Origin of the sequence: Streptomyces sp. NPDC051563, from assembly GCF_044454225.1 — a bacterium.
Lineage (GTDB): Bacteria > Actinomycetota > Actinomycetes > Streptomycetales > Streptomycetaceae > Streptomyces.
Window position 1 is genome coordinate 54,789 of record NZ_JBITDL010000014.1, and the last position, 15,134, is coordinate 69,922.

The 15,134-nt window shown below is 70.6% G+C and carries 15 protein-coding genes, 5 tRNA genes and 1 pseudogene; 17 read left to right on the top strand and 4 right to left on the bottom strand.

Annotation, left to right across the window (positions count from 1 at the left end):
• Positions 1 to 22 precede the first annotated feature (22 nt).
• The 8 genes from ACIA8F_RS18135 (at position 23) to ACIA8F_RS18170 (ending at position 3,687) form a co-directional block, all read left to right on the top strand.
• Entirely contained in the window at positions 23 to 814 is a 792-nt protein-coding gene (locus ACIA8F_RS18135; RefSeq protein ID WP_399379843.1) for a fumarylacetoacetate hydrolase family protein, read from the top strand.
• A complete protein-coding gene (gltX, locus tag ACIA8F_RS18140) occupies positions 807 to 2,285 on the top strand; it encodes a glutamate--tRNA ligase (RefSeq protein WP_399379844.1) in 1,479 nt (492 codons plus the stop codon). The genes ACIA8F_RS18135 and gltX overlap by 8 nt, the downstream gene beginning before the upstream one ends.
• 91 nt (positions 2,286 to 2,376) lie before the next feature.
• Positions 2,377 to 3,105 (top strand): HAD family hydrolase, encoded by a 729-nt coding sequence (locus tag ACIA8F_RS18145; RefSeq protein WP_399379847.1) that lies wholly within the window; start codon positions 2,377 to 2,379, stop codon positions 3,103 to 3,105.
• Positions 3,106 to 3,191: 86 nt separating this feature from the next.
• Positions 3,192 to 3,263: transfer RNA gene (locus ACIA8F_RS18150), tRNA-Gln, on the top strand.
• Between the two features lie 26 nt (positions 3,264 to 3,289).
• Positions 3,290 to 3,362, top strand: a tRNA-Glu gene (locus ACIA8F_RS18155).
• 61 nt (positions 3,363 to 3,423) lie between these two features.
• Positions 3,424 to 3,496 (top strand) — tRNA-Glu (locus ACIA8F_RS18160).
• Positions 3,497 to 3,520: 24 nt separating this feature from the next.
• Positions 3,521 to 3,592: transfer RNA gene (locus ACIA8F_RS18165), tRNA-Gln, on the top strand.
• Between the two features lie 22 nt (positions 3,593 to 3,614).
• Positions 3,615 to 3,687: transfer RNA gene (locus ACIA8F_RS18170), tRNA-Glu, on the top strand.
• Positions 3,688 to 3,857: 170 nt separating this feature from the next.
• Here ACIA8F_RS18170 and ndgR read toward each other — a convergent pair.
• Complete coding sequence (gene ndgR / locus ACIA8F_RS18175) at positions 3,858 to 4,574, bottom strand: IclR family transcriptional regulator NdgR (RefSeq protein WP_112450208.1); 717 nt, start codon at positions 4,572 to 4,574, stop codon at positions 3,858 to 3,860.
• Positions 4,575 to 4,758: 184 nt separating this feature from the next.
• Between ndgR and leuC the strand changes: the two genes are divergently transcribed.
• The 4 genes from leuC (at position 4,759) to ACIA8F_RS18195 (ending at position 7,982) form a co-directional block, all read left to right on the top strand.
• Positions 4,759 to 6,192, top strand: coding sequence for a 3-isopropylmalate dehydratase large subunit (gene leuC / locus ACIA8F_RS18180; RefSeq protein ID WP_399379849.1), 1,434 nt, complete (start codon positions 4,759 to 4,761; stop codon positions 6,190 to 6,192).
• Positions 6,193 to 6,197: 5 nt separating this feature from the next.
• The gene (gene leuD, locus ACIA8F_RS18185; protein ID WP_399379852.1) at positions 6,198 to 6,791 is read left to right on the top strand and encodes a 3-isopropylmalate dehydratase small subunit; all 594 of its coding nucleotides are present in this window, start codon (positions 6,198 to 6,200) and stop codon (positions 6,789 to 6,791) included.
• Between the two features lie 137 nt (positions 6,792 to 6,928).
• Entirely contained in the window at positions 6,929 to 7,156 is a 228-nt protein-coding gene (locus ACIA8F_RS18190) for a hypothetical protein (RefSeq protein ID WP_243337737.1), read from the top strand.
• Between the two features lie 145 nt (positions 7,157 to 7,301).
• The gene (locus tag ACIA8F_RS18195) at positions 7,302 to 7,982 is read left to right on the top strand and encodes an HU family DNA-binding protein (RefSeq protein ID WP_266881319.1); all 681 of its coding nucleotides are present in this window, start codon (positions 7,302 to 7,304) and stop codon (positions 7,980 to 7,982) included.
• A gap of 303 nt (positions 7,983 to 8,285) precedes the next feature.
• Here the strand turns inward: ACIA8F_RS18195 and cofC are convergent.
• Positions 8,286 to 8,885, bottom strand: a pseudogene (gene cofC, locus ACIA8F_RS18200) (2-phospho-L-lactate guanylyltransferase); the annotation flags it as partial.
• A 239-nt stretch (positions 8,886 to 9,124) separates the two neighbouring features.
• On the opposite strand from cofC, the gene ACIA8F_RS18205 reads away from it, so the two are divergent.
• From ACIA8F_RS18205 to ACIA8F_RS18215, 3 genes are read left to right on the top strand one after another with little or no spacing between them, the layout of a single operon-like run.
• Positions 9,125 to 9,877, top strand: coding sequence for a lysophospholipid acyltransferase family protein (locus tag ACIA8F_RS18205; RefSeq protein WP_399379856.1), 753 nt, complete (start codon positions 9,125 to 9,127; stop codon positions 9,875 to 9,877).
• Positions 9,874 to 10,884, top strand: a complete 1,011-nt coding sequence (locus ACIA8F_RS18210) for an NAD(P)H-dependent glycerol-3-phosphate dehydrogenase (RefSeq protein WP_399379858.1) — start codon at positions 9,874 to 9,876, stop codon at positions 10,882 to 10,884. The genes ACIA8F_RS18205 and ACIA8F_RS18210 overlap by 4 nt, the downstream gene beginning before the upstream one ends.
• 39 nt (positions 10,885 to 10,923) lie before the next feature.
• A complete protein-coding gene (locus ACIA8F_RS18215) occupies positions 10,924 to 12,081 on the top strand; it encodes a D-alanine--D-alanine ligase family protein (protein WP_399379860.1) in 1,158 nt (385 codons plus the stop codon).
• A gap of 172 nt (positions 12,082 to 12,253) precedes the next feature.
• On the opposite strand, the gene ACIA8F_RS18220 is transcribed toward ACIA8F_RS18215, so the two are convergent.
• Positions 12,254 to 12,748 carry a DUF3515 domain-containing protein gene (locus ACIA8F_RS18220; protein ID WP_399379861.1) on the bottom strand — a complete coding sequence of 165 codons (495 nt, stop codon included), beginning with the start codon at positions 12,746 to 12,748 and terminating at the stop codon, positions 12,254 to 12,256.
• 23 nt (positions 12,749 to 12,771) lie between these two features.
• A complete protein-coding gene (locus ACIA8F_RS18225; protein WP_214947835.1) occupies positions 12,772 to 13,005 on the bottom strand; it encodes an Lrp/AsnC ligand binding domain-containing protein in 234 nt (77 codons plus the stop codon).
• A 242-nt stretch (positions 13,006 to 13,247) separates the two neighbouring features.
• Between ACIA8F_RS18225 and ACIA8F_RS18230 the strand changes: the two genes are divergently transcribed.
• Together ACIA8F_RS18230 and thiD are read left to right on the top strand one after the other, a co-directional pair.
• Positions 13,248 to 14,231, top strand: coding sequence for a thiamine-phosphate kinase (locus ACIA8F_RS18230; RefSeq protein WP_399379862.1), 984 nt, complete (start codon positions 13,248 to 13,250; stop codon positions 14,229 to 14,231).
• A complete protein-coding gene (gene thiD, locus ACIA8F_RS18235; protein ID WP_399379864.1) occupies positions 14,228 to 15,109 on the top strand; it encodes a bifunctional hydroxymethylpyrimidine kinase/phosphomethylpyrimidine kinase in 882 nt (293 codons plus the stop codon). Before ACIA8F_RS18230 ends, thiD begins: the two co-directional genes overlap by 4 nt.
• Positions 15,110 to 15,134: the final 25 nt, after the last annotated feature.

Here is a 15,134-nt window from a genome sequence, read left to right on the forward strand (position 1 = left end):
TACAGAGGGGCAGACGCAACACGTGCGCATCGCCAGGTTCTCGATCGACGGCAATGTCGCGTTCGGCGCGGTCGAGGGCAGCACTGCCCTCGGAGCGTCCGAAGGTGAGCTCGTCCTCGACATCATCAAGGGCATCCCGTTCGCGGACTTCGAGCTCTCGGGCACGAAGGTCCCGCTGAGCAAGGTCCGGCTGCTGCCGCCCGTGCTCCCGAACAAGGTCGTGGCCATCGGCCGCAACTACGCGGAGCACGCGGCGGAGCTCGGAAACGAGGTCCCGGACGCCCCCATCACCTTCTTCAAGCCCTCCACCTCGGTGGTCGGCCCGGGCGACCCGATCGCGTACCCGTCCTTCTCCCAGGACCTGCACCACGAGGCGGAGCTCGCCGTGGTCATCGGCCGCATGTGCCGCGAGGTCCCGCGCGAGCGCGTCAAGGACGTCATCCTCGGCTACACCTGCGCCAACGACGTCACCGCGCGCGACGTCCAGCAGCGCGAGAAGCAGTGGGCGCGCGCCAAGGGCTTCGACAGCTCCTGCCCCCTCGGCCCGTGGATCGAGACCGATCTGGACCCGAGCGACCTGACCATCCAGTGCACCGTCAACGGCGAACAGCGCCAGCTCGGCCGCACCAGCGAGATGGTCCGCTCCATCGAGGACCTCATCGTGCACATCACCGAGGCCATGACGCTGCTCCCGGGCGACGTCATCCTCACGGGGACCCCGGCCGGAGTCGGCCCCCTGAACGTCGGCGACGAGGTCGCCGTCACCATCGAAGGCATCGGCACTCTCACCAACAAGGTGATCAAGCGTGGCTAACGCGACCCCCCGCGTACGTTTCTGTCCGTCCCCGACCGGCAACCCCCACGTGGGTCTGGTCCGCACGGCCCTCTTCAACTGGGCGTTCGCCCGCCACCACGGCGGTACGTTCGTCTTCCGCATCGAGGACACCGACGCGGCCCGCGACTCCGAGGAGTCCTACGGCCAGCTGCTCGACTCGCTGCGCTGGCTCGGCTTCACCTGGGACGAGGGTCCCGAGGTCGGCGGCCCGCACGCCCCGTACCGCCAGTCCGAGCGCATGGACATCTACAAGGACGTCGCGCAGAAGCTCCAGGGCGGCGGCTACGCCTACCACTGCTACTGCACCACCGAGGAGCTGGACGCCCGCCGCGACGCGGCCCGCGCCGCCGGCAGGCCGTCGGGCTACGACGGCACCTGCCGCGAGCTCTCGGACGAGCAGAAGGCCGCGTACGAGGCCGAGGGCCGCACCTCGATCGTCCGCTTCCGGATGCCCGACGAGCCGATCACCTTCACGGACCTGGTCCGCGGCGAGCTGACCTTCACCCCCGACAACGTGCCGGACTTCGGCATCGTCCGGGCCAACGGCGCCCCGCTCTACACGCTCGTCAACCCGGTCGACGACGCGCTGATGGAGATCACCCACGTCCTGCGCGGCGAGGACCTGCTCTCCTCCACCCCGCGCCAGATCGCGCTCTACGGGGCCCTGATCGAGCTCGGCATCGCCAAGGCGGTGCCGGCCTTCGGCCACCTGCCGTACGTGATGGGCGAGGGCAACAAGAAGCTCTCCAAGCGCGACCCCGAGGCCTCGCTCAACCTGTACCGCGAGCGGGGCTTCCTCCCCGAGGGCCTGCTGAACTACCTCTCGCTGCTGGGCTGGTCCTTCTCCAAGGACCAGGACATCTTCTCGATCGAGGAGATGGTGGAGAAGTTCGACATCCCGGACGTCAACGCCAACCCGGCGCGCTTCGACCTCAAGAAGGCCGAGTCGATCAACGCCGACCACATCCGGCTGCTCGACCCGAAGGTCTTCGCGGACCGCTGCGCCCCGTGGCTCCAGGCCCCGCACGCCAACTGGGCGCCCGAGGACTTCGACACCGCCGCCTGGGAGCGCATCGCGCCGTACGCCCAGACCCGTCTCACGGTCCTCTCCGACATCACGGCCAACGTCGACTTCCTGTTCCTGAAGGAGCCGGTCGAGGACCAGGCCTCGTGGGACAAGGCGATGAAGGGCGACCCGGCGGCCCTGCTGACGACGGCCCGCGAGAACCTCGCCGCCGCCGACTGGTCGGACCCCGAGTCCCTCAAGCAGGCCGTTCTGACCGCCGGCGAGGCCCACGGCCTCAAGCTCGGCAAGGCCCAGGCCCCGGTCCGGGTGGCCGTCACCGGCCGCACGATCGGCCTGCCGCTCTTCGAGTCGCTCGAGATCCTGGGCAAGGACCGTTCCCTGTCCCGCATCGACGCGACCCTGGCCAAGCTCGCCGCCGCGTAAGCACCACCCGCACCGCCCCCAGGGGCGGCGGCCGGCCGCTGCATCAGCGAACGGCCGCCGCCCCCGCGGCGTTGCGCGTAGGGTCGGCCGCATGGCGATCCGTGCGGTGCTCTGGGACATCGACGACACCCTTTTCGACTACACCCGGGCCGACCGGGCCGGGCTCGCGGCGCACCTGGCCGCCGAGGGGCTCGCCGAGCGGTACGGGACCCCGGCCGAGGCGCTCGCGCTGTGGCGGCGGATCACCGACCGGCACTGGGAACGGTTCGCGGCCGGGGTGGGGACCTTCCAGGGGCAGCGCCGGGACCGGGTGCGGGAGTACCTCGGGCAGCCCGCGCTGTCGGACGCGCAGGCCGACGACTGGTTCGGGCGGTACGTGGAGCACTACACGGCCGCCTGGGAGCTGTTCCCCGACGTGGTGCCCGCCCTGGACGCCCTGGCCGCGGGCTACCGCCACGGGGTGCTCTCCAACTCCTCCGTGGCCAACCAGGACCCCAAGCTGCGCCGGCTCGGCCTGCGCGACCGCTTCGAGGTGCTGGTCTGCGCCGTCGAGCTGGGCGTCAGCAAGCCCGAGGCCGGTGCCTTCCTCGCCGCGTGCGCCGAGATGGGACTGGAGCCGGGGGAGGTGGTCTACGTGGGGGACCAGCCCGAGATCGACGCGCGCGGCGCCCGTGACGCGGGGCTGACGGCCGTGTGGCTCGACCGCGACGGATCGCGCGGCTCCGGACCCGAGGGCGTGCACCGGATCACCGGACTGGACCGGCTCCCGCAGGTGCTGGCCGGGGATACCCGTTTTGGAGCACGGTCAGGCATCCGGTAATGTTCTTTCTGCGCCGCCCGAGCGGGCCGAAAGGCCGGGCCGGAGGCGCTAACCGAACGAAAGCCCCTCAGGGTCTTGAGTTTTGGTGGGCTATAGTGTAATTGGCAACACGAGGGTTTCTGGTTCCCTTATTCTAGGTTCGAGTCCTGGTAGCCCAGCGCAGTTCCGTAGTGACGCAGTGCTTGCCCCCGTTGTGTAGCGGCCTAGCACGCCGCCCTCTCAAGGCGGTAGCGCCGGTTCGAATCCGGTCGGGGGTACAGATCCTTCCCGTGAGATTTCCAGGGTCGCACCCGGATTTTTTGATGCAGGATCGCTAGGGCCCCCGTTGTGTAGCGGCCTAGCACGCCGCCCTCTCAAGGCGGTAGCGCCGGTTCGAATCCGGTCGGGGGTACGGTGTCTAGCTGGTCTAGACCTTTGGGCTATAGTGTAATTGGCAACACGAGAGTTTCTGGTTCTCTTATTCTAGGTTCGAGTCCTGGTAGCCCAGCGCAGTACCGCAGTAACAGCTAGCCCCCGTTGTGTAGCGGCCTAGCACGCCGCCCTCTCAAGGCGGTAGCGCCGGTTCGAATCCGGTCGGGGGTACGCACAGAAGAGGCCCTCCGCGTTCATCGCGGAGGGCCTCTTCGTCGTTTCCGGACAGCTGGAGCCGTCGGCCCGATGAGTACGGGCCCGGCGGCGCGTGTGTGGACGTGTGCGGCGTCTCACGCGCCCCCGGGCCCGGGGGTAAGTGGGGCAAGTGACGGCAAGGGTGTTCAGCTGGAGCGGCGCAGGGCCTCGGTCAGGCGGGCGGCCGCGTCGATGACGGCCTGGGCGTGCATGCGCCCCGGGTGGCGGGTCAGGCGCTCGATCGGCCCGGAGACCGATACGGAGGCCACCACGCGGTTCGAGGGGCCGCGCACCGGTGCCGAGACGGAGGCCACGCCGGGCTCCCGCTCGCCGATCGACTGCGCCCAGCCGCGACGCCGTACGCCCGAGAGCGCCGTCGCCGTGAAGCGTGCGCCCTGCAGGCCCCGGTGGAGCCGCTCGGGCTCCTCCCAGGCCATCAGGATCTGCGCTGCCGAGCCGGCCTTCATCGGGAGCGTGGAGCCCACCGGGACGGTGTCCCGCAGGCCCGACAGCCGCTCGGCGGCCGCCACGCAGATGCGCATGTCGCCCTGACGCCGGTAGAGCTGCGCGCTCTCTCCCGTCACGTCCCGGAGGTGGGTGAGCACCGGTCCGGCCGTGGCCAGCAGGCGGTCCTCGCCGGCCGCGGCGGCGAGCTCCGCCAGCCGCGGTCCGAGGATGAACCGGCCCTGCATGTCCCTCGCCACCATCCGGTGGTGTTCCAGTGCCACGGCAAGGCGATGTGCCGTGGGTCGTGCGAGCCCTGTCGCCGCGACCAGCCCGGCGAGGGTGGCCGGACCGGACTCCAGTGCGCTCAATACCAGAGCTGCCTTGTCGAGAACGCCGACGCCGCTAGAGTTGTCCATGAAACGATATTCGCGTCTCACACTGTGAAACGCAAGTTCAATTTTTCCAAGAACCAGCGAGTCTGTATGTGCGGGTCCACGAACCACTGGGTCCGAGCCGTCGTCCGGGACGTGGGGTACGGACGATCAGGCGCACAAGATCTCTATCAAGCGCCGGCACAACCGGCCGGCCGGAGGGAAAGCGATGGGTAGGACACTCGCGGAGAAGGTCTGGGACGACCATGTCGTCCGGCGCGCCGAAGGCGAGCCCGATCTCCTCTTCATCGATCTGCACCTGCTGCACGAGGTGACCAGCCCGCAGGCCTTCGAAGGGCTGCGCCAGGCCGGCCGCAAGGTCCGGCGCCTCGACCTCACCATCGCCACCGAGGACCACAACACCCCCACCATCGACATCGACAAGCCGATCGCGGACCCGGTCTCCCGGGCCCAGCTGGAGACGCTGCGGTCGAACTGCGCCGAGTTCGGTGTGCGCCTGCACTCGCTGGGCGACGTCGAGCAGGGTGTCGTCCACGTCGTGGGACCGCAGCTGGGCCTGACCCAGCCGGGCACCACGGTGGTCTGCGGTGACTCGCACACCTCCACGCACGGCGCCTTCGGCGCGCTGGCGTTCGGCATCGGCACCAGCCAGGTCGAGCACGTGCTGGCGACCCAGACGCTGCCGCTGGCCCGCCCCAAGACGATGGCGATCACCGTCACCGGAGCGCTGGCCGACGGCGTCACCGCCAAGGACCTGATCCTGGCGATCATCGCCAAGATCGGCACCGGCGGCGGCCAGGGATACATCCTGGAGTACCGCGGCGAGGCCGTCGAGCAGCTGTCGATGGAAGCCCGCATGACCATCTGCAACATGTCGATCGAGGCCGGCGCCCGCGCGGGCATGATCGCCCCCGACCAGACCACCTTCGACTACCTCGAGGGCCGCGACCACGCCCCGACGGGCGGGGACTGGGACGCGGCGGTCGCGTACTGGAAGACCCTGCGCACCGACGACGACGCCGTCTTCGACGCCGAGGTCGTCATCGACGGAGCCTCGCTGTCGCCGTTCGTCACCTGGGGCACCAACCCCGGCCAGGGCGCGCCCCTGTCGGCGAACGTCCCCGACCCGGCTTCGTACGAGGACGCCTCGGAGCGCAACGCCGCCGAAAAGGCCCTGGAGTACATGGGGTTGACCGCCGGACAGCCGCTGCGCGACATCGAGGTCGACACCGTCTTCGTAGGTTCCTGCACCAACGGCCGCATCGAGGACCTGCGCGCCGTCGCCGGGATCATCGAGGGCCGCAAAGTCGCCGAGGGCGTACGGATGCTGGTCGTCCCGGGCTCGGTCCGCGTCGCCCTGCAGGCGGTGTCGGAGGGCCTGGACAAGGTCTTCAAGGAGGCCGGCGCCGAATGGCGGCACGCGGGCTGCTCGATGTGTCTGGGCATGAACCCCGACCAACTGGCCCCCGGTGAGCGCTCCGCTTCCACCTCCAACCGCAACTTCGAGGGCCGGCAGGGCAAGGGCGGGCGCACCCACCTGGTGTCCCCGCAGGTGGCCGCCGCCACCGCGGTGCTGGGCCATCTGGCCTCGCCCGCCGACCTGGCTGGGTCGTCCGCCGCTACCGCGCCTGCAGGAGTCTGAGAGCAATGGAAGCCTTCACCACCCACACCGGCCGGGCCGTCCCGCTGCGCCGCAGCAACGTCGACACCGACCAGATCATCCCGGCCCACTGGCTGAAGAAGATCACGCGCGACGGTTTCGAGGACGGGCTCTTCGAGGCCTGGCGCAAGGACCCGGAGTTCGTCACCAACCGTCCCGAGCGGGCCGGGGCGACCGTCCTGGTCGCAGGTCCCGACTTCGGCACCGGTTCCTCCCGCGAGCACGCCGTCTGGGCCCTGCAGAACTTCGGCTTCAAGACGGTCATCTCCTCCCGCTTCGCCGACATCTTCCGCGGCAACTCGCTGAAGAACGGTCTGCTGACCGTGGTCCTGCCGCAGGAGACCGTCGAGCAGCTGTGGAAGCTGACCGAGGCCGACCCCACCGCCGAGATCACGGTCGACCTGGTCGACCGCCAGGTCCGAGCCGAAGGCGTCGTAGCCGAGTTCGAACTCGACGACAACGCCCGCTGGCGGCTGCTGGAGGGGCTGGACGACATCTCCCTCACCCTTCAGAACGAAGCGGACATCGCCACCTACGAATGCGGTCGCCCGGCCTACAAGCCCCGCACGATTCAGGCGTGATTCCAGCCTGATCAGCGCTTATTCGCCTTAGGGTGATCACATAGGCAACACTGTGCCCCCTGCCGTCCGGCAGGGGGCACAGTCGTGTGTTGAGGCCCCGTGAGGCGACAACTCGCCCCAGATGGCACAATCTGTGCATGGAACGCGACAGTCAACTTGAGCTCTACGGACTTGTCGCCGACCGATTGAAAGAAGCACACACAAGGGTGCGCACACTGCAAGTCCCGGAGGGCGTAAGGATGGCGCTGTCCCGGAAGCTGTTGGTCGTCACCGCCGTGGCGAAGCATGATCTCGCCGACGCGGCAAGGCGCCTGGACAGGTTGATGAAGGACCTCGACGAGGGTCGATTCCCTGAAGGCGACTGATGCGAAGGAACTCCGTAACGGCCTACAACGTTGCGGCACTAGGGTGATAAGCCCGTTTCGTGTTTGATTTGCGGTATATATCCGCCTAACGTGCGAAATAAGCTTGAACACATTCGTTCTGGCGAAGTCTCCGAAGGGGAAGACGTTGAACAAGGCGCAGCTCGTAGAAGCGATTGCCGACAAGCTGGGCGGCCGTCAGCAGGCCGCGGACGCCGTCGACGCGGTACTGGACGCCATCGTCCGCGCGACCGTCGGTGGCGACCGGGTCTCGGTCACGGGCTTCGGCTCGTTCGAGAAGGTGGACCGCCCGGCCCGCTACGCCCGCAACCCCCAGACGGGTGAGCGCGTCCGGGTCAAGAAGACCTCTGTTCCCCGCTTCCGTGCGGGCCAGGGCTTCAAGGACCTGGTCAGCGGCACCAAGAAGCTGCCCAAGGGCGGCGAGGTATCGGTGAAGAAGGCGCCCAAGGGCAGCCTCACCGGTGGTGCTTCGGCGACGGTCAAGAAGGCCGCCGCGAAGAAGGCCGCCCCCGCCAAGAAGGCGGCTGCCGCGGCCAAGACCACGGTCGCGAAGAAGACCACGGCCAAGAAGGTCACCGCCACCGCCAAGAAGACGGTCGCGAAGACCGCCGTGGCGAAGAAGGCCGCCCCCGCGGCCAAGAAGGCCACGGTCAAGAAGGCCGCCGCGACGGCGAAGAAGACCACCGCCACCGCGAAGAAGACCGCCCCGGCGGCCAAGAAGGCCACCGCTGCGACGAAGGCGCCCGCCAAGAAGACGGCGACGCGCAAGGCCACCGCGAAGAAGACCACGGCCCGCAAGACCAAGTAGGGCAACGAGTCACACACGCCGGGCCGGTTTCCCCATGGCGGGGAAGCCGGCCCGCGGTGCGTCCGGGCGCCGCCGGCGGGCGGCAACGCCCCCGGGTCAGAAGGTCTGCAGGGTGACCAGCGTGATCCGCAGGCCCGCGCCCTCGCCGTCCGTCTCGATCCGGACCCGCTGCCCGGGACGCAGCAGCCGCAGGCCGCCCGCGTCGAACGCCGGGGCCTCGAAGGGCACCGGAGTGCCGTCGTCCAGCAGCACGCTGCCGCTGCGGGTCTGGGAGTCGTACGTGTACGCGGTCGCCTGCATACGGGCACTGTAGCGGGCCGTATGGCGCCCCACGCCGAGGGCCAGGGCCGTGCGCAGATCCGCCCCGGTGTCCACGTCCCGGCGGATGCTCTCGACGCCGGAGAGGGTCATTTCCACCGCGCCCGAGGCCGAATGCCGGGCCCGTGAGGGACCGCCGAACGAGGGCGCCAATTCCACGTCCGGAGCAGCGGAAAGCAAGGTCGTCCCGATTCCCGCCGCATCCGCCAGAAATGCCCGGGGAAATGCCGATGCGGTTTCGAGCACGCGTTGCAATTCGGGTGGCCGCAACGCCGGCAGATCGGCGTTCATCGCGGCCACCGCCACCCCGGGCCTGCCCGCCCGTATCTCCCGCGCCCCGTGGGCCAGCGCCGCGTTGAGCCCGGCCGCCGGGGAGTCCGGCACGATCCGGGCCCCCAGCCGCGCCAGTTCCGCACCGGCCGCCGGATCGTCCGTGACGACCACCACATCCGCGACCGCCGTACAGGCCAGCGCCCCCGCCACGGTGTCCAGCGCGAACGCCAGGGCCAGCCCCGGCCGGGACGCCCCGACGGCCGCCGCGAGGCGGCTCTTGGCCACCGAGAGCGGCTTCAGCGGGACGACCAGACTCCAGACGGCGTTCGTGACGGACCCCTTCCCTCCGGCACGCTCGCGCGCCGCTCAGGCCATGTGCGGGTCATGGCCAGGTCATGCGGAGCCCCATTGTCACCTCATGCCGGGCGACCCGGGGCCTGGTCCGGGTGTCCGGGGCGTACGGTGTTCTCGACAGAGACCGGACCCGGGGCCACACTTGTCCGGCCCCGGGGTGCCCAAGCCGCGCACCGGTCCTAGAGGAAGGTGTCCGAGTGTCCCGCCGCAGAATCGGCTTCTGGTACCGCCTTGCGGCGGCCATCGCGAAACCGCCGCTGACAGTGCTCTTCAGGCGGGACTGGCGGGGAATGGAACACATTCCGGCCGAGGGCGGATTTATCACCGCCGTCAATCACAACTCGTATCTGGACCCGCTGTCCTACGCGCACTTCCAGTACAACACCGGCAGGGTGCCCCGATTGCTCGGCAAGGCGGCCCTCTTCGACGTCCCCATTGTCGGAGCGATCCTGCGCGGCTCCGGCCAGATCCCCGTCTACCGGGAGTCCACCAACGCCCTGGACGCATTCCGGGCCGCCGTGGCCGCGATCGAGAGCGGCGAATGCGTGGCCTTTTACCCGGAAGGCACCCTCACCCGGGACCCCGACATGTGGCCGATGGCCGGCAAGACCGGCGCCGCCCGCGTGGCGCTGATGACCAGGGCCCCCGTCATTCCGGTGGCCCAATGGGGCGCGAATCTCGCGATGCCGCCCTACGCCAAGGAGAACAAGGTCAACCTGTTCCCGCGCAAGACCCTCCAGGTCCTCGCCGGGCCGCCCGTGGACCTCTCCGCGTACTACGACCGGGAACCCACCCCGGACGTGCTCAGGGAGGCCACCGAGGTCATCATGGCGGCCATCACCGGGCTGCTGGAGGAACTGCGGGGCGAGAGTGCGCCCGCGCAGCCGTACGACCATCGCAAGGCCAGGGCGCAGCAGCGGCGCAAGGCCGCAGGGGAGGGCAACAAGTGACACGTCCCGTGAAGGCAGCCGTATTCGGAACCGGCTCCTGGGGCACGGCCTTCGCCATGGTCCTCGCCGACGCGGGCTGCGAGGTGGTCCTGTGGGGCCGCCGGCGCGAGCTCGTCGACGCCATCAACAGCGGCCGGACCAACCCGGACTACTTCCCCGACATCGAACTCCCCGCGAACATCCGCGCCACCGACGACCCGGCCGAGGCCGCGGCCGGCGCCGACTTCACGGTCCTCGCCGTCCCCTCGCAGACCCTGCGCGGCAACCTCGCCGCCTGGGTCCCGCTGCTGGCCCCCGAGACCGTGCTCGTCTCCCTCATGAAGGGCGTCGAACTCGGCACCGCCAAGCGGATGAGCGAGGTCATCGAGGAGGTGGCCAAGGTCCCCGCCGACCGCGTCGCCGTCGTCACCGGCCCCAACCTGGCCCGGGAGATCGCCGCCCGGCAGCCCGCCGCCTCCGTGGTCGCCTGCATCGACGAAGCCGTCGCCCAGCGCCTCCAGGCCGCCTGCCACACCCCGTACTTCCGCCCGTACACGAGCACCGACGTCATCGGCTGCGAGCTCGGCGGCGCCGTCAAGAACGTCATCGGCCTCGCCGTCGGCATCGCGGACGGCATGGGCCTCGGCGACAACACCAAGGGCTCGCTCATCACCCGCGGCCTCGCCGAAGCCACCCGCCTGGGCCTGGCGATGGGCGCCGACCCGCTGACCTTCTCGGGTCTCGCGGGCCTCGGCGACCTCGTCGCCACCTGCTCCTCGCCGCTCTCCCGGAACCACACCTTCGGTACCAACCTCGGCCGCGGGATGACCCTGGAGGAGACCATCGCGGTCACCAAGCAGACCGCCGAGGGGGTCAAGTCCTGCCAGTCCGTGGCCGATCTGGCCCGCCGCCACGGAGTGGACATGCCGATCACCGACACGGTCGTCGACATCGTCCACCACGGCAAGCCCACCCTGGTCGCGCTCAAGGAACTCATGGGACGCAGCGCCAAACCGGAACGGCGCTGACTGCTTTCCGGACGCTTGAGCGGGTACCCTCGTGGCGATATGAGCAGCGAGAACCTCCCCCAGACCCCTGAGCAGCAGGGCCGCAAGCCCCGCGTGGCCGTCGTGTTCGGCGGCCGCAGCTCGGAACACGCCATCTCGGTCGTCACCGCGGGCGCCGTCCTGCGCTCCATCGACCGCTCCAAGTACGAGGTGCTGCCCATCGGCATCACCACGGACGGCCGATGGGCGCTGACCGCCGACGAGCCGGCCCGGATGGCCATCTCCGGCGGCAAGCTCCCCAACGTCGGGGAGCTCGCCGACTCCGAGGACGGCGCCGTCGTACTGTCCGTCGACCCGGCCAGCCGCGAGGTCGTCTACACCGAGCCGGGCGCCGTCCCCAAGGCGCTGGGCGAGGTCGACGTGGTCTTCCCCGTCCTGCACGGCCCGTACGGCGAGGACGGCACCCTCCAGGGCCTCCTGGAGCTCTCCGGCATCCCGTACGTCGGCTCGGGCGTCCTCGCCTCCGCCGTCGGCCAGGACAAGGACTACATGAAGCGGGTCTTCACGTCCTTCGGGCTGCGCGTGGGCCCGTACGTGACCATCCGTCCCCGCGAGTGGGAGAACGACCGCGAGGGCGCCCTGGCCCGCATCGCGGAGTTCGCCGGCGAGCACGGCTGGCCGCTGTTCATCAAGCCCGCCCGCGCCGGATCCTCGATCGGCATCACCAAGGTCGACGAGCCCTCCGCACTGGACGCCGCGATCCGCGAGGCCCGCCGCCACGACCCGAAGATCATCGTGGAGGCGCTGCTGCGCGGCCGCGAGATCGAGGTCGGAGTCCTGGAGTTCGAGGACGGTCCGCGCGCGAGCGTGCCCGCCGAGATCCCGCCGGTCTCCAGCCACGACTTCTACGACTTCGAGGCCAAGTACATCGACTCCGCCTCCGGACTCGTGCCCGCCCCGCTCACCGAGGAGCAGACCGCCGAGGTCCGCAGGCTCGCGGTGGAGGCCTTCGACGCCGCGTCCTGCGAGGGCCTGGTGCGCGCCGACTTCTTCCTCACCGAAGACGGCACCTTCGTCATCAACGAGATCAACACCATGCCGGGCTTCACCCCGATCTCCATGTACCCGCGCATGTGGCAGGAGTCGGGTATCGAGTACCCGGAGCTGGTGGACCGACTGATCCAGGCCGCCCTGCGCCGCTCCACCGGACTGCGCTAGCCCCCGGAGCAGGCCCGCACGAAGCTCCGTACGCGGACGAGGACCGCCCGCCGCCCCTCGCAAGAGGATCGCGGCGGGCGGTCCGCTGTCCTCTCGGGCGGGTACGGGAGGGCCGGTGCGGGGACGGGTCCGAGAGGCGGCCCGAGAGGCAGTACGAGGCCCGGTACGCGGGTCAGTACGAGGCGACGCCCACCGGCACGGTCTTCGCGATCGCGGCCGACAGGCCCACCAGCATGCCCGCATCCGTGGCATGCTCCTTGTCGACCCGGACCTCCGTGTACGCCAGCCGACTCCCGGTGGTGAACCGGAAGCCGCCGTCGTCCAGCTTCTCCAGGAGCCAGCCGACACCGTTCACGTCGACGCCGTCCGCCTTCTCGTCCAGCATCTTCGCGGGCCTGGGGATGCCGCACCGCAGTACGATCGCCGAGCCACCCCACGCGGCGGTCAGGTCCGACTCCGGCAGTGCCGGGGTCCGGGCCAGCGAGGCGACCGTTCCCGGGAGCTCTTTGTGCAGCGCCGCACAGAGACCCGCGACATCGGCGGGCGGAGCGGACGGCGGATCCACCCGTGCCTCGGATTCACCCGGGGAACAGCCCGCGAGGGCCGCCGAGGCGGCCAGCGCGGTCAGTGCGGCGAGCAGAGAGAAGGGCCGGCGGTGTCGTGACATCACCGGCCAAGAGTAGACGGGGGCTACAGATGGACGACCGGACAGGTCAGGGTGCGGGTGATGCCCTCCACCTGCTGGACCTTGGCCACGACCATGCGGCCGAGCTCGTCCACGGTGTCGGCCTGGGCGCGCACGATCACGTCGTATGGGCCGGTCACGTCCTCGGCCTGGATCACCCCCGCGATCTGCGCGATGGACTCGGCGACGAACGACGCCTTGCCCACCTCGGTCTGGATGAGGATGTACGCCTGTACCACGGAACCTCCAGGGCGGCCACGAGGATCATTTCCCCTACCCTTCGGGTGGGCCCGGGGATGACGGGTGGGCCCGGTGAAGGGACGCCACGGTACCGCGTCGCCGAGTGCCGCGGGGAGACCCGCGGGGCCGGTGGTGCGCGGAGCGGGGCGTACGGAGAGCAGAAGTTGACGTATCTGTTGACGGTACCCAGAGCTGTGACGGCTCGCGACCGCAAGCGGACTGGGCAAGAAGGGGCACAGCGATGAAGGGCACTGTGGGCGAGCTGGGGGAGTTCGGGCTCATTCGGGAGCTCACCTCACGGCTCACCACCACCCCGGCGGTCCGGGTCGGCCCGGGCGACGACGCCGCGGTGGTGTCGGCCCCCGACCGCCGGGTCGTGGCGAGCACGGACATCCTGCTGGAGGGCAGGCACTTCCGGCGCGACTGGTCCACGGCCTACGACGTGGGCCGCAAGGCCGCCGCGCAGAACCTCGCCGACATCGCCGCCATGGGCGCGGTGCCGACCGCACTGCTGCTCGGCCTCGTCGTCCCGGCCGAGCTGCCGGCCACCTGGCCCACCGAGCTGATGGACGGCATCCGCGACGAATGCCAGGTCGCCGGGGCGGCCGTGGTCGGCGGTGACGTGGTGCGCGGCGACGTCATCACCGTGGCCATCACGGCGCTGGGCGACCTGCGCAACCACGAACCCGTGCTCCGCTCCGGCGCCCAGCCCGGCGACGTCGTCGCCGTGACCGGCTGGCTCGGCTGGTCCGCGGCCGGCTTCGCCGTGCTCTCGCGTGGCTTCCGCTCGCCGCGCGCCTTCGTCGAGGCCCACCGGCGCCCCGAGCCGCCCTACCACGCGGGTCCCGCGGCCGCCGGACTCGGCGCCACCGCCATGACCGACGTCAGCGACGGCCTGATCGCGGACCTCGGGCACATCGCCGAGGCCAGCAAGGTACGGATCGACCTGCGCTCGGCGGCCGTCGACATCCCGACGCAGATGCACGACATCGGGCAGGCCGTCGGCGTGGACCCGCTCCAGTGGGTCCTCACCGGGGGAGAGGACCACGCGATCGTCGCCACCTTCCCGCCGGACGTGAAGCTCCCGGCCCGCTGGAAGGTCATCGGCGAGGTCCAGAACCGCTCCGCACTGCCCCAGGTGACCGTCGACGGCGCGCCCTGGGCCTCCACCGGCGGATGGGACCACTTCGGCGCGGACACCGCCGCGGAGGACACCGCGCGATGAGCGGTTCCCCCGGTTCCCCTGACGCCCCCGGCGCCCCCCGTCCGGCCGGCACCGCCCCGTCCCGCCCGCACCCGCCGCTGTGCCTGACGGTCGCCGGATCCGACTCCGGCGGCGGCGCGGGCCTCCAGGCCGACCTCAAGACCATGCTGGCGCTCGGGGTCCACGGGATGAGCGTGGTGACCGCCGTGACCGCGCAGAACTCGCTGGGCGTCAAAGGCGTCTGGGAACTGCCCGTGGAAGCCGTGAAGGGCCAGTACAGGGCCGTGGTGGACGATATCGGCGTCCAGGCCGTGAAGACGGGAATGCTGTCTTCCGCCGCCCTCGTGGAGACCGTCGCCGAGCTGCTCGCCGCGACCGCCGCCCCGGCCGTCGTGGACCCGGTCGGCGTCTCCAAGCACGGGGACGCGCTCCTCGCCGCGAGCGCGCTGGACGCCGTACGGGGAGAACTGCTGCCCCGTGCCACCGTCGCCACCCCGAACCTGGACGAGGTGACCCAGCTCACCGGAGTCGTCGTGGAGAGCGAGGACGACATGCGCCGGGCCGCCGACGCCGTCCTGGCGTACGGGCCCGCCTGGGCGCTGATCAAGGGCGGCCACCTCGCCGACCACGGGCACGAGGCCGTGGACCTCCTGACGGACGGCGCCGACGAGCGCTGGCTGCGGGCCCCCCGCCACGGCAACCGGCACACCCACGGAACCGGCTGCACCCTCGCCAGCGCGATCGCCGCGGGCCTGGCCAAGGGCCTCGCCGTCCCGGAGGCCGTCACCGGGGCCAAGGCGTACGTCACCGGAGCCATCGCCGCCGGGTTCGCCCTGGGCGCGGGCATCGGACCGGTGGACCACGCGTGGCAGTGGCGCCGGACCACCTGGACCGCCTAAAACGTCCGGACCGCCTGAGACGTCC